We start from the raw sequence: 23,193 nt of genomic DNA, 5'->3' as shown, positions 1-23,193 counted from the left end.
CTTGTTCGAATCCGGCAAGGGCAGGATATTGTCTCACCCCCAAGAGAACAGTCTTTAGCTTCAACGGGCTTTCGCTGAAGCTTCCCTATCATCGGCCTGATTGACGGAATGACCCAAAGAAATCCAGAACAACACCAGTCGCGCGCGTTCCGGCTGTTCAAGCCGGTTCTTGCCGGTGCAACGCTGCGAGAACGTTCGATTGGTTGCCTTGGCGCCCTGATCGGTATTGCGCTAACCGGTTTCATATCGAGCATGTTGCTGGGGAGCGGTCCGCATCTGCCTTTGATCGTAGCACCAATCGGCGCTTCGGCCGTTCTGCTCTTTGCTGTTCCAACAAGTCCGCTGGCCCAACCATGGTCGATCATCGGCGGCAACACGATTTCAGCCTTTGTGGGGCTGGCCGTCACCCAGTTCGTTGATGATCCGGCTTTGGCGATCGGCCTTGGCGTGGCGCTTGCCATCGCGGCAATGTCGGTTACCCGCAGCCTCCATCCGCCCGGCGGCGCAGCGGCGCTGACTGCAGTTCTGGGTGGTTCCGCAGTTGCCAAGTGGGGATTGCTGTTTCCGCTTGTGCCGGTTGCGCTGAATTCGTGCCTTCTCGTTGGCCTTGGTATCCTGTTCCACAAACTGTCGCGCCGGAAATATCCGCACGTAGCCGCTGCCGTTCCTGTAAACAAGCATAGCACCGAAGATTTGCCGCCTTCGGTCCGGATGGGTATCCGCGAGGAAGATATTGATCGCGCCTTGCTTGCTCTGGATGAGAGCTTCGATATCGATCGCAACGATCTTGGACGTCTGCTGCGGCAGGTGGAGCTTGAAGTGTCCATTCGTTCCCACGGTGACCTGACCTGTGCCGACATCATGTCTCGCGATGTCGTCAGCATCGATGAAGACGCAACGGCGAGCCAGGCGCGCGAGCTGATCCTGCGTCATAATCTCATGACATTGCCAGTGCGTGGGCTCGATGGCCGCCTGAAAGGCGTGGTCGGCCTGCGCGAATTGATGCATCCGGGCGATGATTTCAGAAACTATATCGTGGAGGCTCCAACCGCTTCGCAAGCCGATCCGGCGATGAGCCTTTTGCCCAGCCTGACCGATGGATTGGCGCACGCTGTCGTGGTCGTCGACGAAATGCGCCGCATTATCGGTTTGGTGTCGCAAAGCGATCTTCTGAGCACGCTTGCGCGTTCACTCCCCAACGAAAAACTGGCGCCTCTGAAAGCGGCCTGAATCGCTCGGCCTGTGCTTCTCTATTGAATTGAAATGGTTTTCCGGGCAGGGTTTCCTGACCCGGAAATCTGTAGCAGGTGATTATGTCCGTCCAGCGCGCGAGCTTTTATATTTTATTGGCACTGGTCACTATCGCCTTTGCATGGCTTCTGCTGCCTTATTATTCGGCAGTTCTCTGGGCAGTTATCCTGGCCGTGGTTTTCTCGCCGGTACAGCAGCGGCTTGAACGTCTGCTTGGTGGCAGAAAGAATATTGCCGCTTTGCTTTCGGTGCTGATGTGCATCTGTTTGGTCATCATTCCGATGCTCGCAATTTTCGGCTCGCTGGTACAGGAGGGGAATTCCCTCTATCAACGCCTGAGCAGTCGGGAGTTCGATCTGAACAGCTATATCTCACGGATTCTGGGCGCCTTGCCGGATTCACTGGAGGAGTGGCTCACCCGATTCGAGCTGGGCGATTTCGCGGAATGGCGGGCGCGTATATCTTCTGCGATTATGCAGGGCAGTCAGCTTTTTGCGGGAAAGCTGGTCAGCTTCGGCCAGAACACGCTGCAATTCTTCATCGGCTTCGGCATCATGCTCTATCTGCTGTTCTTCCTTTTCCGCGACGGTGTGGATCTTGGGCGCAAGATCAGGCAGGCCATTCCGCTCAACGATGATTATACGCGGCAGTTTCTGGAAAAGTTCATCGCTGTCATCCGGGCCACCGTGAAGGGCAATATCATCATTGCCATCATTCAGGGTACGATCGGCGGCGTGACTTTCTGGTCCTTGGGCGTCGAGGCGGCTTTGCTCTGGGGCGTATTGATGACGTTTCTCTCCATGCTGCCAGCAGTCGGCGCTGCACTGGTCTGGGTACCGGCAGCGGCGTGGTTCTTTGCAAGCGGAGAATGGGTCAGCGGCGGAATTCTGGTTTTCGTCGGTGTATTCGTGATCGGACTAGTTGATAATCTTCTGCGTCCGCCTCTCGTTGGAAAAGGCACCCGCATGCCGGATTATGTCGTCCTCATATCCACTGTCGGCGGTATTTCATTGATCGGGATCAACGGATTTGTGGTCGGGCCCCTGATTGCCGCGATGTTCATCGCCGCATGGTCGCTTCTGGCAGAAGAGCAGAAGAGCAAGGGTTCCGCCCAACTGCCAAAGAACTAAATCTTACGCGACCTTCAACTCCGCTATGGGCAGTCCGGTGTCGGTCATCTTGTTGTCGACACCATTTTCATCAAGAAACTGCTTCATCTCGGCATAAGTCTCGAACCATGCCCGGTTATATTTATCGAACAGCGATTGATCCCAATAGTCTTCCAGTTGGAAAGGCTTGTCGCTGAAGACGTCATAGCTTGGTATCTTGTAGGTCTCGGCGAATTCGGCCGTGCGGCTGTCATAGGTGAAATAGATGGACGGTACGCCATTGGCCAGCGCCATCAGATTACCATGCAGGCGATAACCGAGAACGAGCTGTTGCCTGCGCACCAGTTCCTCGTAATCAGCAACGACATCTGAATAGAACATACGATGGCGATAGAGGTTTTCTATCGTCTCGTCGAAATACCAGTCCGCTGTCCAACGATGGTTCTTGAGGGCAGCAATGGCCTCCTCCTTCTGCTCCGCGGTGCCGAAGACCATCTTTTTTTCATCGACTTCGCCCTGCGCCATCAGCGTTACATTGAAGCGTGCGGCCATGGATTTGATGAGGTCGCGGTGACGGGTCAGATATTGTTCTATGTCTTGCGCATAGGCAGGTGAAACCTCGCGGCGAACCGTAACACCGACCTGGGCAACGTTTTCGAGCGGCGGCAACTTGATACGCAAATGCTGGTTGTTGCGGCGAAATGCGGTCGGGCAGCCGACGATCCGGACATTGCGGATGCCGATATCGTTCAGCACCTGAGCGGTATAAGCGCCGCGCACACCGATGGACGTCGTGGAATCTGCAATGATGCGCAGGACCGCCTTGGTCTCTTCGGAAAGCTGTATTTCCCCTCTGACCGGTGCTTGGGCCCCAACGCCGAATGCAATGACCGGCAGTTTCAGCCGCTGCAAGACCGGGATCGTGTCACGCCAGTTCATATCCTTGTTGATATAGTTCGAGCCGCGCAGGATCACATAATCATATTCTTCGCGCAGTTGATCGATCTTCTCAGGTGAGAAATTGGTGATCGGAAGTTCGGAAGCCTTTTCGTAATTCATCAGCTTCAACGACGACTCGAAAACGAAGGCATCACCGATATTGTGATAGTGATTGATGCTGCCCTGAACGTCGGTGTGACGATACCAGCGGACATTGTCGTGATCGTACATTTCTCCCGCAGGGATCATGACGAGGGCGCGTGCCATACGGTCTTCCTTCTGTTTCACTAAGGTCAAGCCAGGCTCAGCTTGCCTGAGAAAGAGCAGTTTGCGTAACTGCCGGTTTCTGTCTGCGCGGTTTTGACTCCCGCAGTCGCTTATAGAGATCGAGATGTTCCCTGGCGCAGTCGACATAGTGGACCGGATTGCGGATGGAATGATGCAACCTGTCCCATATGCTCGGCTCGCTCAGCACTTCTGTAAAGCGGTCGGCCAGATCCTCGGCGCTGCGAACACGGAAATGCAGGCCGTCTTCGCCATCGCGGATTTTCTCGGCCATGCCGCCAATATTCGAGCAGATGACCGGGCGGCGATGATGCAGTGCCTCCTGAATGACAATGGGTGAGTTTTCCCACCAGATCGAAGGCATGACCACCCAGTCGACCGACTGCATGAGGCGTGGCATTTCAGCATTCTGGTAAGCACCATAGAAACGCACGCGCGGGCCAGCCTCTTCAATCAGCTTCTGCATGCGCTCCTGAAAAGCGGGCGGCTGCTTTTCCAGATTGCCGCCGAAGATCATCAATCGGGAATCCTCACCCCAGACCTGTTCCGGTACACGCGATACGGCATCGACCAGAACGTCTATCCCCTTGAACGGGTTGATCTGACCGAAAAAGGCGAACCGGCTGCGACGCGGGTTCGGGCCGGTCAGCTCACGCGGAGGGGTAACATCGCGGATGGCGACGCCGTTCTCGATGACCGCCATCTTGTCAGGATTGAGGCCCCATTCGAGATAGCGGTTGGCAAGGAACTCGCTCGGCGACACGAATGCATCGGCCAGTTCCAGCATGCCACGCACAAAGCGCTCGCGCTTGAGAAAACGCGCTGGCGGTATTTGCGGGAAGCAGGCATGGCAGTCGATAGGGGACGCCTCATTGCAGAGCTTGGAGGTGCCAGCTTTGACCATCTGGCCATCATTGTTGCAGATGGACAGGAATTCATGAAACGTCACCAGAATGATGCGGTCTGGCAGCGCCTCACGGATGGCATAGAGCGTTTCAAGCCCGAGGCCTAGAACGTGATGGAAATGCACGATGTCCGGGTCGAAGTCGCGGACAAAGCGCAGCAGGTCACGGCGGATTTCATCAGTGTTCTTGTTCGACAGATAGAAGTGGTCGTATTCGTCGGCATGGAACAGGATTTCGTCGCTGGCGCGCCGCATGCTCATGAGCGCCGTTGTGCCATGCCGGGGGATCGGGTGGGCGGTTCGCGCCAGATAGACGGACTGCACATCGGTAATGCTGTTCAAACCCTTGTGCAGATTGTAGGAAGCGATTTCACCCCCGCCCAGCGAAATCGACGGGTGAGCGTGCGAGATGACGAGAACACGGAGTTTGTCGCTCATGCAGGTTCCTCCGCCTGTACCTTGCGTCTGCCAGCGAGAATGGAGGACCAGCGTGCGTCGAAGACTTGCCGATCGATGCGCTCGATGAGCGCGATAGTCGATGCCCTGTCTGTTACGGATGTATCGTCTGCTCCCAGCATCTGCGCTGACGGTAACCAATAGGAGCGCAAGCCCGATTGTTTCAGTTTCAATCCGAGATCCAGTCCCTTTTCATGGGTGCCGAGATAACCGCGCGTGAAGCCGCCGACGGAAAACAGGGCTTCGCGCGGAAGGATGCAGCACTCGAACGTAGCCGTTGCGACTTCCGTCAAGGACATTCCTGAAACGGCGTCGATGGGATAACCGGCATAGCGACTGATCAGAGCGCGATCCGCCGACATGCCGGATTGTGGTCCCGCGACCCAGGTTCCCGCCCAGCGAATTGAGTCGTCTTCATAGGCAAGGGTGGGAGACAGAACGCAGTCCTTGTGCGCTTCATATGCGCTGACGAGCTTGTTCAGCCATCCGGAGCGGCGCGGCAGCAGCGAACCGGCCAGAAATATGACCTGATCCGTTGAAACCGTGCGGGCGCCGACTTCCAGCGCATCGTAGAGGTCTTCCGATCCCGTGGCCGAAACGAGCCGGATACGCAGCCGGTAGAAATCCGCAAGACGCCTGATTTGTACGCCGATACGGTCGATGATCTCGGTCGCAGCCGCGATCACAATCGGCGCAATACGGGTTTCGGGATCGAGCGCAAGAAGTGCCACCAAAGGTTCGATTTCCTCGACGCGCTCGTCGATACCAATGATGATCGCTGGCCCTATTGCATCTTCGAAAGGCCCGAGATCGACCACGCCAAAGACTTCCGGGGCAGGACGGTTGACACCGCGCAGCAGCGGCACGAGTTGCTGGTCGACAATATGGCGCAGCGCCCATGCATTCGGATCGGTCGCGCGGATTTGCCGTACGATAGCGTCACGCGACGTGACGCGGGTTGGCGTCAATGGAAAGAACGCGCGTCTGCCATCGCTGATCGCAAGTTCGAGATAGAACGGCGAGGTGCTGTCACCGGCAAGTTCAGGCGCGAAGGCGACGAAACCATGGGCGTGACGGCTGGGGTCAAGGCCTGCATTGAATGGCGGCTGATTGTCGAATTCTCTTGTGACGTCGGGCCGGTCGATACGGGTCCAGCTTGTATCGATCTGGATTTCACCGCGGTGACGACGCAGCTTCACGCTTTCTACGTGGCTGTCGGGATCGAGCAGCCAGCCCGAAACCAGCATGCCGCTGCCTTCGACCCGAAAGACATTGTCTAACCCCATCCGGACAGGAAAGGGGAGGCCGGATACCGTGTCAGCGCCATCGAAACGGTTTGCGGCGGAACGCATGCGCAGCAGAATGTCAGTCGAGCTTCGTACTCGTGGCAGGATTGCCCGAATATGACCCGGCGTTTCACGCGAACCAGACAACAGCCTGCGGTCATAGACTTCGGTAAAACGCCAGCCCCTTCGCCCGCGAAACAGAAGCCGTTCGATATCAGTTGGTTCCACCGGCTCATTGGCAAGCAGAAGGCCTGCAAATCCGGAAGCTTCATCGTTCAGGTCGGGACGGGCAAAAACGCTGACTGCGCATTCTGCAAGCGAAGGGTTTTTGCCGCTGATCAGCAGCCGGGTGACAGCGGGCGTCAGATCCTGTGCCCAGCCCTGAACGAAAATCTCGCCTTCATCACTGCCGCCGATGAGTTCGATGCAGCCGTCGGAGCGGGCTCCCGCCTGCAGCAGAACGGTGATGGCCGAAAGTTTTTTCCGGCTGATAGGGCCAGAAATCAGGCCTTCGACCAGCTCATCAATGACGCCTGGCAAACTCGGTCCGGCTAGATCGCTGATCATGGCGACAAAATCGGCAATGGAAGCAGAGCGCGATGCGAAATTATAGCGAGCGACTTTTGCGCGGTGCTGAAACATGATCGTCTTGAGAGTGCCACGGCGCAAAGCAGCCGTTGGCACAATGGCGACGAAACCATGAGTTCCAGCGGGTGAAGGCTCTTTGAGCGGCCATGTGATCAGGTTCGTCTTCACACTCACGGCAGGATCGCCATTGAGAAAAGCTGTTACCTGATCGCTTGCAGCGCTGCCGATCCCGAGTACCAGCACCAGCGTGTCTTCGATCACGCTGCCGACGACCATTTCGCCCTCCATCATCATGGGAGGGCGATCCGGCGTGCGTACCTGTCTTGAGGCGGTTTTTGGTGTGTTGGGGCGTTCATCTTGAACCATGCGGCTCGTCCTCAGGGCATGACCGCAAGCGTGAGAAGCGCGCCAGCGACGAACCCCGTCAAGACCGCGGCCAGCAAGAACAGGAACTTGAGGTCCCCGCCGCTGCGCTTGCGAACGTCATCGATGCGCTGTTCCAGCCCTGCAACAACGCCGTCCATACGCATGATATGCACGTCGAGTTCAGTCATGCGCTGATGAAGATCGGTACGCAGCCCATCGACGGAACTTGCAATATCGAGCAATTCCGCCGGAGCTGCATTGCCGGATGCATCGAGCGTTGGCGCAACACGTTGCAGTGAACGTTGGTTGACCTGAAGCTGACGCTGCGCCGCCATCAGCATGTCAAGCTTGTCCAGAATGCGTGTCATGGGCGCGGCGATAAGCGCTTCGGCGGCCTGTTCGTCGGGTTTTGGCACGCGCAGTTTCTGCTCCGTGCCAGCCGAATTGGCGGCAACCACCACAAGTTCGCCAGCTCGAACGGCGGCAAATTGCGGCAGCATCACCTCAAAAGCGTGTTTGCCATCACCAATGCCATTGCGCTTCAGGTCGGGGCGATCCTTGTCGGCAGGTGCTTCAGCAATAGGCTTTTCGTCCAGCAGGACGCGGATCAGAAGCCGTTCCGTTGGAACGGAAGGATCGAAGGCCCAGCCGTAAAGGCGGCCTTCCTCAATGGCGTCAACGCGTCCTTTCATGGCTTCGGTCCTTTGAGGCCCGGCGGCGGCATTGGGTGTCGCTGCCTGCTTGGTTTCCCCCTCGGATGGAACTTTGGTCGCGATGTTCATGATTTACCTCTTATGCTGCCTCGACACGTGCGACACGCAATGTCCCGATCAGATCGAGATAGCGTGCGGCGGTCGTGTCGATGGTGTCCGGATGGCGTGCGTTCTCGCTGAGTGACTGGCGCAAATCCGGGTTTTCCGCCATTCGGCGCATCGCCTGGGCGAGCGCGAGCGGATCATTCGGCGGAACGGTGAGGCCATTGACCTCGTTTTCAATCATTTCGGCCATTCCACCGATGTTGCTGCAAATAACGGGACGGTTCTGTCCCTGTGCTTCCTGAATGACGAGCGGGGCATTTTCCCACCAGATTGACGGCATGATCGCGCAGTCGACAGACTGGATCAACTGGGCGATGTCATCCCGTCGATAAGCACCCCGACGCTGGACGAAGGGGTATGTCTCTGCAAAGAGCCGCTCGATTTCACTGACAAAGCTTTCGCTTTGAAATGGTGCTGCGCCATGTACGCGCAATTCAAAATCGAAACCTTCTGAGATAAGCTGCTGTGCTGCTTCGAGCAGGACGGTTGCGCCCTTCCACGGATTGAGGTTTCCGAAATAGCCGAAGATCGGCTTGCTACGCTCGACCTGCCGCGTTTCGACTGCGGGGCGTTCCGGTTGACCATTGGGAATGACACTGATCAACTCTTCCGCAAGGCCCCATTCAACGTAACGTTGTTTGAGAAACTCGCTCGGTGAAACGAAAGCATCAACAGCGCTCAAGAGCGATTTGATATGCCTTTCGCGCAGTACGAATTTATCAAGTGCGATGTCCTTGAAACAGGCATGGCAGCGGTCTGGGCCAGCTCCATGGCACAGTTCCTTGCCTGTGGTGCGCACCATCAGCCCGTCGTGATGGCAGATGGGATAATAATCATGCAAAGTCAGAACAATACGGCAGTCGGGTAAAGTACGACGCACGATATGCGGGAATTCGGCGCCGAGCAAAAGCAGGTGGTGCAGGTGGACAACATCAGGCCTAAAGTCCTGCAATAGTTCAACAATATCAGGAACGATCCCGTAAAGGTCGATCTGGCTCATGTAGAAGCGGTCGAAATGGCCCGACCAGAGCAGGATTTCGTCCCCGCCATTGCCGATGCTCTGGAAGCTCGTACCGGGACGGGCTTCGCGGTGCACCTTGTTGGTGGCACCCATGAACATGGCTTCGCAACCAGCACGCTGATAGGCGCGGAACAGATCATGCGCGAAGATTTCCGTTCCGCCGGGGTGCAGAGAGGGGTGGTTATGGGCTGCTATGAGGACGCGCTGAGCCATCAGGCAACACCTCGCGAGGCGATGAAAATATCCTGATAGTGATCCGCATCAATGCCGCGCCAGTGACCAAAGGATTTTGTTTCGAGCGTCAGTTTCGCTCCTGCAAGCGCACGATCCAGAAAGCCGTTTTCAAAGCCCACTGCCGCAAGCGGTGGGAGTTCCGGCACAAACCAGCACGGTCCGCTGCCATGCCGTTCAAATGCAAGTCGTTTGTCGCGTTTGCCATGACGGTCGCGCGCGGCAACATCATCCACGACGAATGCCGTCATGAACAATTTTCCACCGGGAGCGAGGACACGGGATACCTGATCGAGATAGGTCTTGACTTCATCTGATGGCAGATGCGTGACCACAGATGTCATGATGATGAAATCGAAACCCTTGTCCGCGAATGGCAGAGTAAGAGTGAGCCCGTTTACCGCCCCTTTGGGGTTGTAGAGGTCATGGGCGATATCGATGTGGCGAAACTCGAAATTAGGGTAGCGCGACGTGATGTTCTGGCGGCACCAGTTCACGCCGCCCGCTACGGGATCAATCCCCGAATAGCGGGCTTTTGCCGGATCGAGATATTGGGTCAGCGGCACGGCCATGCGACCGATACCTGAACCGATGTCGAGCACGCGCGCATCGCGGCGAAGTCCGCCCTTGCGAATGAAATGGCCGAGAAACTCGGCACCGACCGCTCGATAATCACCATCACCGACGAACACGCTGTTCGGATCTGGCGAGGGCAAGAAACGGTTCTTCAAAACAGACTGCATCAGCCAGTCGATCTGCGCATCCGGTATTGCTGGTTTTGCTTCAAATGCTGGCTGTTTCAGCGCTACCACGTCCGTCAAGCGGCGCTCCTTTCAGATTTGGTCATGATCACATTGGACAGGTCGGCGGTACCTTCCTGTTCCTGTGGCAGGACCATCAACTCGGTAATGTCATCATCCCAGCGCTGTGTATGGAGCCAGGAATTATATTGGCTTGCGAGGCCGCGCATGTAATCCGCGCTGCGGCGGATCGAGCGCCGTTCGAAATGGTAAAGTGCCACGGAAGGCTCATAGAATATCTGGAAGCCGAGTTGCCTGATCTTCAGGCACAGATCGCTGTCCTCATAGTCGCCGATGACGTAGTCTTCAGTATAGCCGCCGACGAGGTCGAAGATATCCTTGCGCGTTATCAGGCAGGCGCCGGTGATGCCCGGCACTTCCCGTGAACGAAGCGCTGGCGGATAGTTACCCGGCATGCCTTTGTAATAGTGGTGATTTAACCAGATACCTTGACGGTCGCGGACAAAATAAAGCCCCGCATGTTGAAGCGAACCATCTTCAAACAGAAGGCGAGGGCCGATTGCTCCGAGCTTCGGCTGATCGAACAATGGCTGGATGAGTTGCTGCAACCAGCCATGTTCGGCAGGCACGACGTCAGAATTCAACATCACGATGGTCGTTCCTGTCGCAATGCTGGCACCCGCATTACAGGCACGTGCATAGCCGCCATTGCGGTTCATGATGGCGAGTTTGAACGGCATGTCATGCAGAATGTGCAATCCGCCAAGCATATGCTCGGTGTCGTCCTGAATTTCAGGAGAATCCAGCACGAATATAAACTCTGCGTTTTCCACCAGCCAAGGGTCCGTGGCCATGGATGAAAACTGGAAACGTAAGAAATCGAGGTTGCGGTAAAGCGGAATAACGATGGACGCGAGCGGAGAGGCAGGCGTCGCTCCGTAGTCCTTCACCTCGGAGATCCGTACCGTTGCAGCGAGCTTCTTCTCAACTTCGGTAAGAGCGGGTCCCAGAATGTGCGAGAAGACGTGAGGCTTTGCCTGTTGTGGCGGTACAGACCGCAAGATGCGATTGCGCTGCGCCGATGGTTCGAAGGGTTGCGGTGCTGGCACGAGCGGGGCGGTCGTGCCGGATGCAAGGCGCATCTGGAATCGCGGCTGCAAAAGAGGCCCAAGATTCTGCACCGAAGGAAGCCAGGCGACAAAGCCCGTCACATCCTGCTGCGGCGCATCTTCCCGCTTAGCAATCTTGCCGGGAAATTTGTGAAAATTGGGTTTCAGCGACAAAGCGCTGCCATTTTCCGGAAGATATTCGATGTCTGCGAGCATGGCGGCCGGGTCATGCATCCATCCTCCAACAATCAGCCCGCCGTCGAGCGCCAATGCAAGATCGATTTCCGCCGCCGGATGAGTGGCAGACTGCGCGATCTGGCGGACGGGCAGTGGAGTGCGCGTTTGCAGGTCGATGGCGACTGCAGCACCGGAAGGACTTAGTTTGCCGAGCTGGCGAACGAGAAACTCCCGCAATGCGCCATTACCCTGCCATTTGGTCCACCATTTGGCAAAATCCGTTTGCTCGCCTGTCATTGGCACAAGCTTGCGAACGGCAACGCCTTTCTGACCCGTGAGCACCAGCAGCAGCGATGACGGCAGGTCTTGTGCTGCTTCCAGCAGAAAATGGCATGGCTGCCAGGCATTGCGAGCTTGCTTGCCCACCACAAATCTTGGTGGAATGACCATGACACTGCCGGAAGTGATGCCATAGATAGCCGAAATCTCACCCAGCATCGGGTCGACCGCTGTTTCAAGGAGATGATGTCCCTGAACCGGTTCACCGCAATGCTGGGCCTCGCGCGGTTCCGGCGTCAACGCGAAAGTCAGTTCACGCACGAGGGATGCGAAAGTCTGGTTTCGCGAGAGCCGGAAAGTGCTGCGCCACGTGGTCAGTAGATTGGTAAGAAGCTTGATATGTCCGGGCAAAGTGAGTTCGCTGACGACATATTCGACGTCGAAGGGCGCAAGTTCGTTGGCCGGATAGACGATCGCCTGAGCAGTGGGCCCAAGGGAGCCAGCAGACAGCGATAGCTCGACGGGTTCACTGCCGGTGCGCAGTGCCCAGAACATGCGCAGGCCGCCGTTCTCGAGCGGAATGCCAACACTCAACAGCGGGACCGGCTGAACCGGCATTTCAAATTTGCATTTGGTTGTTGTGCGAGCCGGGCCCGGGATATCCCAGATGACCACAGCGACATCGGCGCAGAGACGGCAAATGGAGAGGTTCTCGGTTTTGCTTTCAGTGTCCGCCGAATGGTCGAGGTTCAATGTGTGGCCCTTTCATTCTTGCAGGAATATCGGCTTGCATGGATTCAGCTTGCCGGAATGCCCAGGCACGCAAAGCTAGGGAAAATGCGTGCCCGGTAAAGACGAAACGTGCCCGGCGGGAGGACTGCCGGGCACGCTCTCAATTGTTCAATTAGTGAACAGTGAAGTACTGGTCGGGATGAGCCTGTACGTCGTCTGCATTGGTGTTCACGAGGGTAACGGTATCGCCATTGCCGAGATCGACAACGACATTGCCACCAACCTGCGTGACACGGTCGGCAAGATCGTCTGCGGAAGCGATATCAAGACCATTGATACCCTTCTGGATTTGCAGAATGTCTTCGCCGGGATTGAAGTCGAGAATGACGTCGTTTCCGCCGCCACCATTGAACAGGAATGTATCGCTGCCATTTCCGCCGATAAGGATATCGTCACCGGCACCGCCATCGAGGATGTCGTTGCCGTTGCCACCCTGCAGGATATCGTTTCCGTCGCCGCCAAAGAGAAGGTCTGCGCCATTGCCGCCCTGGAGAACATCGTCTCCAGCACCGCCAAACAGCACATCATTCCCATTGCCGCCGCTCAGGACGTCGTTTCCTGCATCACCGAACAGAATGTCATTGCCATTTCCGCCGAAAAGTAGGTCATCACCATTTCCGCCGAAAAGGGTGTCGTTCCCGTTATCGCCGAAGATGGTGTCATTGCCATCACCTCCGAATACGAGATCATCACCGCCATGGGCACGGATGAAATCGTCAAAGCGGGAGCCGAACAACACGTCGTCGTAGGCGCCGCCTTCTAAAGTGGCCATCTGCTTCTCCTTGTGTTCCTGTATGGGGTTTCCACAAGCCGGAATGCTCCGACCATTATGCTCTTAGTAGTCTGCTCTGCATTAATTGGAATTGCAACATTGGTAATTGGTATAATTGCGGCAACTATAAGTAACAAATTATTACCATTAATTTATATTGCAGTTGTGTAAACACAAATATGAAATATATTTGTCATCATTATAATTTCTATTTACATTGTATTTATATTAAAACTAATTCAAAATTTGAATTTTTTTGATTGGTGGAGCGGGAATTGAAAATTATTTCAATAAGATGACGCCGCACATGAAATTTCACGCGCGGCGTTTCTGTCTTTTGGAATTTCAACCTATTATCGAGTTTTACTTTGAAATTCTCTGACTATTAATCTTCGCGGAATGCGCGGTTCAAGCTATCTGTGATAGGTGAAACCAAGTAATCGATAGCGCGACGTTCCTTGTGGACGATGATTATTTCAGCAGGCATGCCAGGATAAAGTCGCGCAGTTGGATTTGCTGCAAGTGACGCCGGAGTAATTTCAGCTCTTGCGACGAAGAATGCGGTATCTGTCTTTTCGTCGAGCGACTGATCGGCGGCGATATAGGTCAGTTTGCCGTCGAGCGGTGCCATTGAGCGTTGATTGTATGCCGTCAACCGGATCTGTGCCCCAGCGCCAACCGAGATACTGTCGATATCGCGTGGGCTGATTTTCATCTCAACGACGAGAGGCTCATTTTCTGGAACGATATCCATGATCGCTTCGCCCGGAGCGATGACGCCACCCGGCGTGCGCAATCGAATATTGGCGACGATACCGTCCTGCGGCGAGCGAACCTCCACGCGCCGCATCACGTCCTTGGCGGCAACGATACGTTCCTGCACATCCGAAAGCTCGACCTGGCTCGATGTGATCTCGCCAGCGATTTCGGACTGTAGATCGCTTTCGATTCCTGTCAGGGCGAATTCTGCGCCGGCTTTTGCTTGTTCAGCCTTCGCTTTGTCACCGGCATATTCGCCACGATCACCCGCAAGCTGGCTGAGGCGTGTATCGATTTCCGTGAGCTTCGATTTCTGGGCAAAGCCTTTCTCAACGAGACTGGCAATCGCCTTGCGTTGATCGCTGATGAGTTCGATCTGCCGGTCGGTGGCCGCAATCTGCGATGTGGAGGCCTTGGCTTGCTCCGTATATTGCTCGATAGTCTTCTGCTGTATGTCAATCTTGCTCAGTTTCTGTGCAAGTCGCTTCTGGAAAAAGATGTTCTCGGCGCGGACGGCGTTTTGCGCGTTTTCACCGCCATCGGCGAAACCTTCCGGGAAGCTGATTTCTTTTTCGCCGGATTGCTCGGCACGCAGGCGGGCCAGTTTTGCGATCAGGCCGATACGCCTGCTTTCCAGAGACTGGAGATCAGAACGGGCCTTGGTGTCGTCAAGCCGGAGCAGGGGCTGACCGACCTTAACGACATCGCCTTCCTGTACGAGCAACCGATCAAGAATGCCGCCTTCAAGATGGCTGATCGTCTTGCGCTTCGAATCGACGATCACAGTGCCCATTGCGACTGCCGCACTTCCCAGATTGGCAGAATAAGCCCAGGCGAAAAAACCGCCGAAAGCGACGCCGATTGTGGCGAGGCCAGCAATGATGAGACCGCGCAATGGTGATCTCGAATCCTCCCGCTCCAGATCGAGCGCCCATTCAGGTTTGACGCTTCCGAAACGAGTCAGGGTTTTGTGATCCGACGATTCTGCACGCGGTGCGAGCAGGCTGGAAACACGACGAGGAATGACCGATTTACCCATCATGCGTTTGCTGCTCCCATTTGCGGGCCGTTATTGACGGGTGTCAGTGACGCGACGACATCGGTGCGCGGGCCAAACTGTGAAATGCGCCCGTTTTCGAGGACGAGCAGTTTGTCAGCAACCTGCATGATAGACGGCCGATGTGCGATCATAATGACAATCGCTCCATCGTCACGGGCATGCTCGACGGCACGGATCAGGGCGCGTTCACCGACAGCGTCGAGATTCGAATTCGGCTCATCGAGAACGATTAGGCGTGGGCGATTGTAGAGGCAGCGGGCCAGCCCGATTCTCTGGCGCTGACCACCAGACAAGGTCAGGCGACCGTCGCCGACCGGCGTATCGTAGCCAAGTGGCATGCGCCCGATCATCTCGTGCACATCCGCAAGACGTGCGGCTTCAAGTACGCGATGCGGGTCGCTGTCACCCATGCGAGCGATGTTGTCCTTGATGGTTCCGTCGAGAAGCGAGACAGACTGTGGCAGGTAACCGGCAATCTCGCCGAACGAACCGCGTTCCCATAGATAAACGTTATTGCCGTCGAGGAAAACGCCGCCTGACGTGGGTTTGACGATGCCGATCAGCAGACGGGCAAGCGTCGATTTGCCTGCTGCCGAAGGACCGACGACGCCCAGCACTTCACCTGGCGAAATCGAGAACGAAATGCCCTTGATGATCGGAACATCGACGCCTGGAGCAGCATAGATCAGCTTGTCGATTACGAGATCGCCATTGGGGCGCGGTGTCGGCATGGTCTGTCGAACGGCCAGATTTTCCGAAAGCAGGGATTGGACACGCTTCCAGCTAGCAATAGCGCTGACCCACTGACGCCAGTTTTCGACGATTCGATCGAACGGCATCAGCAAGCGACCGATGATGATGCTGGTCGCAATCATCGCGCCGGGGGTGATTTCCTGCTGCATGGCAAGCAATGTGCCGATGCCGAGCGATCCGATCTGGATGATGAAACGCGCTGTGCGGGCAATTGAGGAGAGGGCGCGGGCGCGTGTCCCCCCAAGGTCGAGCACCTCCAGCGCCTGAACCTGCATCGTGCGCCAGCGGCGCGCGAGTGCTGGAAGCATGCCCATGGCTTCAATGACTTCAGCGTGGCGCAAGCTGCTGCCGATTTTGGAAACCGCTTCGATATTTGCTTGATTCGCTTCCTGAATCAGATTTCGGGTCAGGAGGTCGGTCAGCAGGCCGCATGCGACCAGGATAATCACGGCGACCAGGCCGATCACACCCAGCATCGGGTGAAGCAGGAACAATACGCCAAGAAAGATAGGCGACCATGCCGCATCAAGCGGAGCATTGATGGCAGGCGACGTAAGGAAACTGCGCAGCTCATTGAGATCGCGAAGCGTCTGTGTCGCTTTCGGCATGCCCTGATTCACGGAGGCCTGTACCGCTGCTGTCAGAACCGCGAGGTTAAGTCGACGGACAAGCGCGCTGCCCATGGCCTGGAAGGAAAGCGAGCGGATATATTCCAGAACGCCGAACACCAGCATGGCTCCGATGGCGAGCACCGTCAGCATGGTGAGCGTGTCCATGCTTCGGCTGTTCAGCACCCTATCATGAACCTGCAACATATAGAGAGGTACAGTGAGTTGTAGCAAATTGATACAGGCGCTCAGCAGCACCGCATAAAGTAGTCCGGACAGGAAAACGCGGCGGGCCTTGAAAATCAGGCCTTTGGGCGTAGTCACCGAATCGTCTTGCCCCTTTTTGTGCGCAGGGCTCTTGCCAATCGATTTGAATTCGCGAGTATCATTCATACGCTATCTGCCTTGGAATGGTCACAGGTGGCGGATATCCCTAAAAACTGTGTTCTAGTTCTCAAGATCAGTAAAGTAATACTGCAGAGAATGTGACAGAAAAAAGGTTCTTGCGGCGGGGAAATGCGAAAGGAGCAAAGAAAATATAACTGCAAATTTCTTCAAAATTTGAAGTAAAATTGAAAATGGAGAGCAAAAGATGCAAAAACTTCTACACGAGGGAGTGGAAGTCGAAACATCAGTCGATGGCTTTACTGCCGTTGATTTTCCTGAAGTTACCGCCGAAAAACAGGAACGCAGACATCCGGTCCATACAGTCGTTATCACGCATTTCGAACTGGCCCGGATGATAGAACGAGTGAACCGCCGCTTTGTGAGCTTGCTGAAAACCGAGCTGACGAAGTTGGGTGTGGAAGATATCGGTCCGGCCCAGACCTTGGTTCTGATGGCTATCGGCGATGTCGAGCTCACTGTGGGTGAACTATTGGATCGCGGACATTATGTCGGTTCCAACATTTCCTATTATCTTAAACAGCTTACCGATGGTGGGTATGTTGATCGCGTCGCCTCGCAGAGGGACAAACGGTCGGCCCGTATCCGCCTGACGGACAAGGGTGAGCGGCTGTGTGCAAGCTTGCGGAATGCAAGTAGGGCCTACAACCATATCCTTACCCGGGATGATGACGATCTCAGAAATCTCGAGATTGCCTATCAGACTCTGCACAGACTGGAACTCGTGTGGGGTAACGCCGCACGATTTGGCATTTGATGTGTTGCGATGCTTTTCGGCCGCTAGCCGAGCACGTTTCGTAACATGCGTATAGCATTTGTGCACAGGCGTGGTTTCGGCCAGTTCGCTGCGCTAGCTGAGAATCTGGCTACCAGCGGACATGATGTAAGCCTGATCTGCGAGACAGTGGACCGTCGCCTCCCAGCGGTCCGCGTCATCCGCCACAGAGTGGAATCTGGTCCTCGCACAGGCGGTGCGATGGCCAGATATCTTGAAGTACCCGATCACCACACGAGGATCGGGTACCGTGTGGCCGAAACCCTGGAATCCATGGCTCGTCAGGGCCAGGCACCCGATATCGTCGTCGGTCATATTGGTTGGGGCAGCATGATGTTCGTCAAGGACGTGCTGCCCTCAGTGCCTGCACTCGGCTACTGCGAGTTCTTCTATCGCGCCAATGGTGCGGATGTAGGCTTTGCGCCGGGCGACAGGCCGGACATCGAAACGCGGAAGCGTCTGCGTCTGCGCAACACGGCGCAGCTCGTCACCCTTGAGGCTATCGACGGCGGGCTTAGTCCGACACATTGGCAGAAAAGTCTCTACCCGCGTTCCGTGCAGAATCGCATCGCTGTCGTGCATGAAGGGGTGGATACGAAACTTTTCTATCCAGACCGTCACGCCACGATTCAGTTGCCCGATGGACGAACGCTTAAGGCAGGAGAATCGCGCGTGATTACATTCGTTGCGCGCGATCTCGAACCTTATCGCGGTTTTCCCCAAGCGCTTGAAGCTGCAGCCAAGGTCATTCGGCAGAACGACGATGCGATCTTCGTATTTGTTGGCGGCGATGGCGTAAGCTATGGAACGCCACCACCCGGTGGCGGATCGTGGCGCGAGCATCTGGTCAAGAATTTCGATCTGCCGCCGGATCGTATCGTGTTCGCAGGTACAATTCCGCATGCCCAGTTGCGCAAACTTTATCAAATATCGACGGCCCATATCTATCTGACTTACCCGTTCGTTCTGTCATGGTCGGTCGTGGAGGCGATGGCCTGCGGCGCGCTTGTCATCGGTTCGGATACGCCGCCTGTGCGGGAAGTGATCCGCTCCGGTCAAAACGGGCTGCTCGTACCGTTTTTTGAGCCGGGTGTACTGGCGGAAGTGATCATGAATGTCCTTCGCGATCCCGATGCATGCCTTCAGATGCGGGCAGCGGCGCGCCGGACCGTCGAAAATCGGTTCAGGTTGTCGGATTGTTTACAGCAGCAAAAAACCTTGATCGATGCAGTATTGAATGGCAGGTAGCCAGTATGTGGCGATAATCGGGCGATTAAACACTGATAATGAAATATAAAATCCCGTATTTCTGCGTGTTTACGCTGTATACGCAATATACATGAACATTATTTCAAAATTTGAATTAAACTCATTCCAAATATTCGTAATATTATCATATAGTTGATGCTATAAGCCTGTTGACAATACATAGCCTGTATTTTCTCATTGCAAGTGCAGGCCGAGACTCCCAAGTCGGCCATCACACAATGGATGATTATGTTGAGCACACCACTTCCTGCGATCTCGGCGCGGAAATCCCGCCGATATGCCATTGCTTCGATGCGTGATCGTGAAGCGCTGGAAGCGACGTCTCTGGGCGAGCTGACTACCTTTGTCGAAGGTGATGGAAAACGTCTTCGACTGGCGAACACGTTTCCACTCATCGCGGTCGCCGCTTCGCAAGAGGGCGAGAACGAGCTGAAGACGATTCTGCAGCAGGTTTATCGTCTAAGCACCATTCCGGAACTTCCCGTTGTGCGTATCGACGACGCGACGCCTGAAGCCGTTCCTTTGCTGGTTACGCAATTGCTCGAAAGCAGTCTGGATCGTCTCGTCGGTCACGTCAGCAAAATTCACACAGAGCTTGCGATGCTGCGTCGCGAGCGTGAAACCATGTTTGAAAACTACCGGGCAATCGAGGATGCATTTCACGCACGCAACTGGGATTCCTCAACAGAGATATTCAGTCATTCCCCTCTGGTCGACCCGAAGGATGAAGGCTTTGCACGTCTGCTGCGCGAATCGGAGATCGAACAACTTTTTCCGGTTTCGAGTTATGCAGTTTCCGGTTTTGCCCTGCATTTCCGTGACTTGCCTGCCAATCGTAACGGCCAGTTGATCGTTACGCTGGACTATCTTGAAAACGGCGAAGGGATCGCTGAATGGTTGGTACCCTACGGTATGCTGCATCCAGAGTGGAACTTTTTCTCGCTTCCCAAGGCATGTGACGGCAGCCATCGGACATTGCGTTTACGGATTTCTGCATCGGGCGGGGTTCCTCCGGAATTGTCGCTGGGCAACGTGATCGCCAATGAACGCTACGCGGCACGGGCGCGCATCCCACATGCCGACCTCGACATGCGCCCGCTGGCATTGCGGATTTTCACTGGCCTGCCGGGCGTTCGTCCGGCATCGCTGCCAAATGCCATCGCGCCGACGGCGCTGATCAATGGTCGCAAGGTCGATGATTACCGTCTGCCGGTCGAATTGCTGCGGAATGTGACCAATGTGTCCGTAACACCCATTACGCCTGACTTTCCCACTGTGCGTTTTCTCGAACATGAAGACGCCATCGGCTGTCACCCGCTTGAGGAGGGTATAACTGCGGCTGCAATCCGCCGTGTGGTCGCACCGGGCACTGTGCGGGTTTCTGCGCGCGCCGTTATTGACCATCCGGAAGGCCAGCCCTGCGCGGTCGGCTTGTTGCTGGTCAATCTGGCCTCGGATGTGAAGGATGAAATCGATGCGATTTCCAATCTCGACCGCCGCCGTCAGCAGGTATTGTTTAGTGGCTGGTCGGAAGTGGCGCCTAGCCGTCCGATCGATATCAATTTTATGCTTGAAGAACCGATCGATCGCACGATGGATCTCATCGTCTTGAGCAAGGCGGCGGCGGACTCGGTGGACTTCTCCTGGCTCAAGGTTTTCAACTTCCGTCTGGTCAAGCACGTCGAGGCGCGCTCGAGTCAGGAATTAGTCAAAGAGGCCGCGAATGTACGATAGGTCCAAGGATTTGATCGTCGTTGCCATGCCGCTTTATGGGCATGCGGCGCTGGCGCTCGAAGCGCTGGAGACAGTGCTGGCGTCAGAAACGGTTTTCCGCACACAAATCGTGGTGTCTGTCGATGGCGATCCGCGCCGCGAAGTGTTCGACAGTCTGACCCTCTATGCGGCAGCTCACCCCAATATTCACATCATCTTTGGGGAGAATGCAGGCCCCGGTGGCGCGCGCAATCGCGCTGTTGACTATATTCTCGAAGAGATGCCCGATGTGAAGGCAGTCTATTTCGTTGATGCTGACAATCGTGTGCAGCCGCACACCATCGATACGCTTTATCGAAAGCTTCTGGCGTCGAATGCGGGCTGGGTCTACACCAATATCGACACCTTCTCTGTTAATTGGCGCGCTCATTATGGTGATAGCTATTCGCGACTGATCCACTGCATCACTGACAACATCTGTGATACCGGATCTATGATTTCTGCGGATGTTTTCCGCAGTGGTGTCCGTTTCGATGACGACCGTCAAAATGGCTTTGAAGACTGGGAGTTCTGGCTCTCCGCGATTGAGGCGGGTTTTGTCGGCACACCTTGCCATGATACCGGCTTCGAATATCGCCTGCGAGCGGAAAGCCGTTTCAAGGAAGCCAATCGCGACCGTTCCGGGTCGATCAGTTTCTTGCGCAAGCGGCACAAGGCGCTGTTTCGGCGCCCGACACTCGTTGGATTCGAGCATGAGGAATGTCCGCGCTATGGCGTCATTCGAGCAGGTGAGGGAACAGTCAGCCTTTTCACCGACCTCAGCCTTGGCACCTCCGACCTTAAATTCGATGATGCTATCCGAGCATTTTGGGGCAGTGTCTCCGAACCGGATAATTTTCACTTTCCGCCATTTCTCGCTTCGTCAAATACCGAGACACTGAAGCTTCTGGCGCGTTCACGACTGTTGCCGAATATCCTGTCGCGGCTCGAAAAACTTTCTGAACAGGCCAATATCGTCTTTGTGGAACTTACCAATGTCGAAGACGAGCGGCGGATCGATACCGAGATCATGCCGTCCGGCACGCGCCAACCTCACGCTGACCTGATTTTCGTCTCAACGAAGCTGATCAAGGACATCATCGAAAACGATGCGCTGGATTGGTTTGCATCGTTGGGCACGCAGCAATTGTGGCCCACATCGGCGCGGATGAAGGTACGCTTCCCGTTTCCGCGCGTGCGTCAGCGCCGGGCCTTGTCACGGCCTGAGCAATCCATGCTCAATCTGGTGACATCAATTGCGACGAGCCCGCTCAAGCAAAGTGCGGCCATGCGCTGGACATGGCGTCCGCGTCGCCTGCCTGCACTTTCTGAAATGTATCAGGTGCTGCGTAACGAGCTTGGCGGCGGTCCCGTTTTGCCGCTTGCTCATAATGCGGCAAGGAAGAAGACGGCTGCCGTTCTGGTACCGAATGCGTCGTTCGGCGGTGCCGAAAAAGTCGCCTATGCCGCCGGACGCGAATTGAAGAACCAGGGGTTTGAAACTCATCTTTTCGTACTCGGAAATGAGCGCATGGATGTGCTCGACGAGTTCGACCAGTCCTTCGATTATCTGCATTTCTGGAAGGACGGCATTCCGGCCTGGGGAGACACAAACCGGTTTCTCGGTCAGGACTTCATCACCGACGATCACCCGCTTGACTGGAGCATCCTGCGTGGCCAGCTTTCAGGCTTCGATCTTGTCGTAAACAATCACGTCATGGCGGCGCATCCTCTGATGGGGAAGCTCCGTTCCGAAGGTACGCGCACCGCTTGTTACCTGCATGTGGTGGACGAAACGGTCTTCCGCAGACAGGCGGGGCAGCCCTATGCGGCGATTGCGTTCGAACACGCCTATGATGCATTTCTGACCTGTTCTGATCAGCTGAAAATCTATCTGCACAGCTTTGGCGTTCCTTATGAAAAAGTGTTTTCCGTGCCAAACGGGGCCAGTTTTTCAATCGATACAAAACTGCGTACGCAGGTCACCGCAGCGCGCAAGCAGGGCCGCAAGGGCGAGCCGATGCGAATGCTCTATATGGGGCGCCTCGACCGTCAGAAGGGTATCGACCGGCTGCACGACGCCATCGTCAAGCTGAAAGAACAGGGTATTCCCTTCGAAGCGCAGGCAATTGGCGGCGAAATCCTCTCTGATGATCCAAGCGCATCTTGGATGACACGCTTGAAGGATGCGGGTGTGAAAGTTTCGCCGCCGGTTTTCGATGGCAAGGACATCGCGAACCATCTCGCATGGGCCGATGTTCTCTTGATGCCATCACGCTGGGAAGGTGCACCGCTGATGATTGCTGAAGCACAGCAGCTTGGCTGCGTGCCGGTTGCCACAGCCGTTGGTGCAGTCGATGAGCTTATCAATCATGGTCGCGATGGCATTCTCATCCGCAATGGCAACGATGCACAGATCGTCTCCGACATGACGCGCATTCTGACCATTCTTGCGCAGGATCGTGAAGCCCTGATGCGGACCGCTGAAGGTGCGCTCGCCTCCGCTGCTCACCGCACATGGAGTTCGGCTTTCTCCGAATTTACCGATTGGGCGAATGAAATACGCCCCGCTTATCCGAAATCCCGGTCTTCCCAGCCGGATGTTGCAGACGCTGCCAGCACGATTGCCGCTCTTCCCGGCCGTGCAGTTGCCTGATTATAGCAGAAA

Annotated in this window: 16 protein-coding genes; 6 read left to right on the top strand and 10 right to left on the bottom strand. The window is 55.7% G+C overall.

Annotation, left to right across the window (positions count from 1 at the left end):
- The first annotated feature begins 108 nt into the window (after positions 1-108).
- Complete coding sequence (locus F9K91_RS14620; RefSeq protein ID WP_151678058.1) at positions 109-1,230, top strand: HPP family protein; 1,122 nt, start codon at positions 109-111, stop codon at positions 1,228-1,230.
- An 83-nt stretch (positions 1,231-1,313) separates the two neighbouring features.
- Positions 1,314-2,381: an AI-2E family transporter gene (locus F9K91_RS14615; RefSeq protein ID WP_151555834.1), complete on the top strand. Its 1,068-nt coding sequence runs from the start codon at positions 1,314-1,316 to the stop codon at positions 2,379-2,381.
- Between the two features lie 3 nt (positions 2,382-2,384).
- Here the strand turns inward: F9K91_RS14615 and F9K91_RS14610 are convergent, their stop codons facing one another.
- The 10 genes from F9K91_RS14610 to F9K91_RS14565 form a co-directional block, all read right to left on the bottom strand.
- Complete coding sequence (locus F9K91_RS14610; protein WP_151678057.1) at positions 2,385-3,566, bottom strand: polysaccharide pyruvyl transferase family protein; 1,182 nt, start codon at positions 3,564-3,566, stop codon at positions 2,385-2,387.
- Positions 3,567-3,603: 37 nt separating this feature from the next.
- Positions 3,604-4,926, bottom strand: a complete 1,323-nt coding sequence (locus F9K91_RS14605; protein ID WP_151555832.1) for a glycosyltransferase family 4 protein — start codon at positions 4,924-4,926, stop codon at positions 3,604-3,606.
- Positions 4,923-7,184, bottom strand: coding sequence for a glycosyltransferase family 2 protein (locus F9K91_RS14600; RefSeq protein WP_151678056.1), 2,262 nt, complete (start codon positions 7,182-7,184; stop codon positions 4,923-4,925). Before F9K91_RS14600 ends, F9K91_RS14605 begins: the two co-directional genes overlap by 4 nt.
- A gap of 11 nt (positions 7,185-7,195) precedes the next feature.
- The gene (locus F9K91_RS14595) at positions 7,196-7,966 is read right to left on the bottom strand and encodes a hypothetical protein (RefSeq protein ID WP_151678055.1); all 771 of its coding nucleotides are present in this window, start codon (positions 7,964-7,966) and stop codon (positions 7,196-7,198) included.
- Between the two features lie 10 nt (positions 7,967-7,976).
- The gene (locus F9K91_RS14590; RefSeq protein WP_151678054.1) at positions 7,977-9,236 is read right to left on the bottom strand and encodes a glycosyltransferase family 4 protein; all 1,260 of its coding nucleotides are present in this window, start codon (positions 9,234-9,236) and stop codon (positions 7,977-7,979) included.
- On the bottom strand, positions 9,236-10,075 hold the full coding sequence (locus tag F9K91_RS14585) for a class I SAM-dependent methyltransferase (protein WP_151678053.1): 840 nt from the start codon (positions 10,073-10,075) through the stop codon (positions 9,236-9,238). The genes F9K91_RS14590 and F9K91_RS14585 overlap by 1 nt, the downstream gene beginning before the upstream one ends.
- Entirely contained in the window at positions 10,072-12,333 is a 2,262-nt protein-coding gene (locus F9K91_RS14580; protein ID WP_151678052.1) for a glycosyltransferase family 2 protein, read from the bottom strand. The genes F9K91_RS14585 and F9K91_RS14580 overlap by 4 nt, the downstream gene beginning before the upstream one ends.
- Positions 12,334-12,484: 151 nt before the next feature.
- Positions 12,485-13,144, bottom strand: a complete 660-nt coding sequence (locus F9K91_RS14575) for a calcium-binding protein (protein ID WP_061347851.1) — start codon at positions 13,142-13,144, stop codon at positions 12,485-12,487.
- Positions 13,145-13,529: 385 nt separating this feature from the next.
- Positions 13,530-14,945 (bottom strand): HlyD family type I secretion periplasmic adaptor subunit, encoded by a 1,416-nt coding sequence (locus F9K91_RS14570; RefSeq protein ID WP_151555827.1) that lies wholly within the window; start codon positions 14,943-14,945, stop codon positions 13,530-13,532.
- The gene (locus tag F9K91_RS14565) at positions 14,942-16,717 is read right to left on the bottom strand and encodes a type I secretion system permease/ATPase (protein ID WP_151678051.1); all 1,776 of its coding nucleotides are present in this window, start codon (positions 16,715-16,717) and stop codon (positions 14,942-14,944) included. Before F9K91_RS14565 ends, F9K91_RS14570 begins: the two co-directional genes overlap by 4 nt.
- A 199-nt stretch (positions 16,718-16,916) precedes the next feature.
- On the opposite strand from F9K91_RS14565, the gene F9K91_RS14560 reads away from it, so the two are divergent.
- The 4 genes from F9K91_RS14560 (at position 16,917) to F9K91_RS14545 (ending at position 23,181) form a co-directional block, all read left to right on the top strand.
- Positions 16,917-17,486, top strand: a complete 570-nt coding sequence (locus tag F9K91_RS14560; RefSeq protein WP_010658636.1) for a MarR family winged helix-turn-helix transcriptional regulator — start codon at positions 16,917-16,919, stop codon at positions 17,484-17,486.
- 45 nt (positions 17,487-17,531) lie between these two features.
- Positions 17,532-18,752, top strand: coding sequence for a glycosyltransferase family 4 protein (locus F9K91_RS14555; protein ID WP_151555826.1), 1,221 nt, complete (start codon positions 17,532-17,534; stop codon positions 18,750-18,752).
- Positions 18,753-19,001: 249 nt separating this feature from the next.
- Complete coding sequence (locus F9K91_RS14550) at positions 19,002-20,507, top strand: DUF6212 domain-containing protein (protein WP_151651554.1); 1,506 nt, start codon at positions 19,002-19,004, stop codon at positions 20,505-20,507.
- A complete protein-coding gene (locus tag F9K91_RS14545; RefSeq protein WP_151651553.1) occupies positions 20,497-23,181 on the top strand; it encodes a glycosyltransferase in 2,685 nt (894 codons plus the stop codon). The genes F9K91_RS14550 and F9K91_RS14545 overlap by 11 nt, the downstream gene beginning before the upstream one ends.
- The last annotated feature ends 12 nt before the right edge of the window (positions 23,182-23,193 follow it).

Source organism: Brucella tritici (assembly GCF_008932295.1).
GTDB classification, from domain to species: domain Bacteria; phylum Pseudomonadota; class Alphaproteobacteria; order Rhizobiales; family Rhizobiaceae; genus Brucella; species Brucella tritici.
Note: the sequence above shows the minus strand (reverse complement) of the source record. Positions and strands in the feature narration are given on the sequence as shown.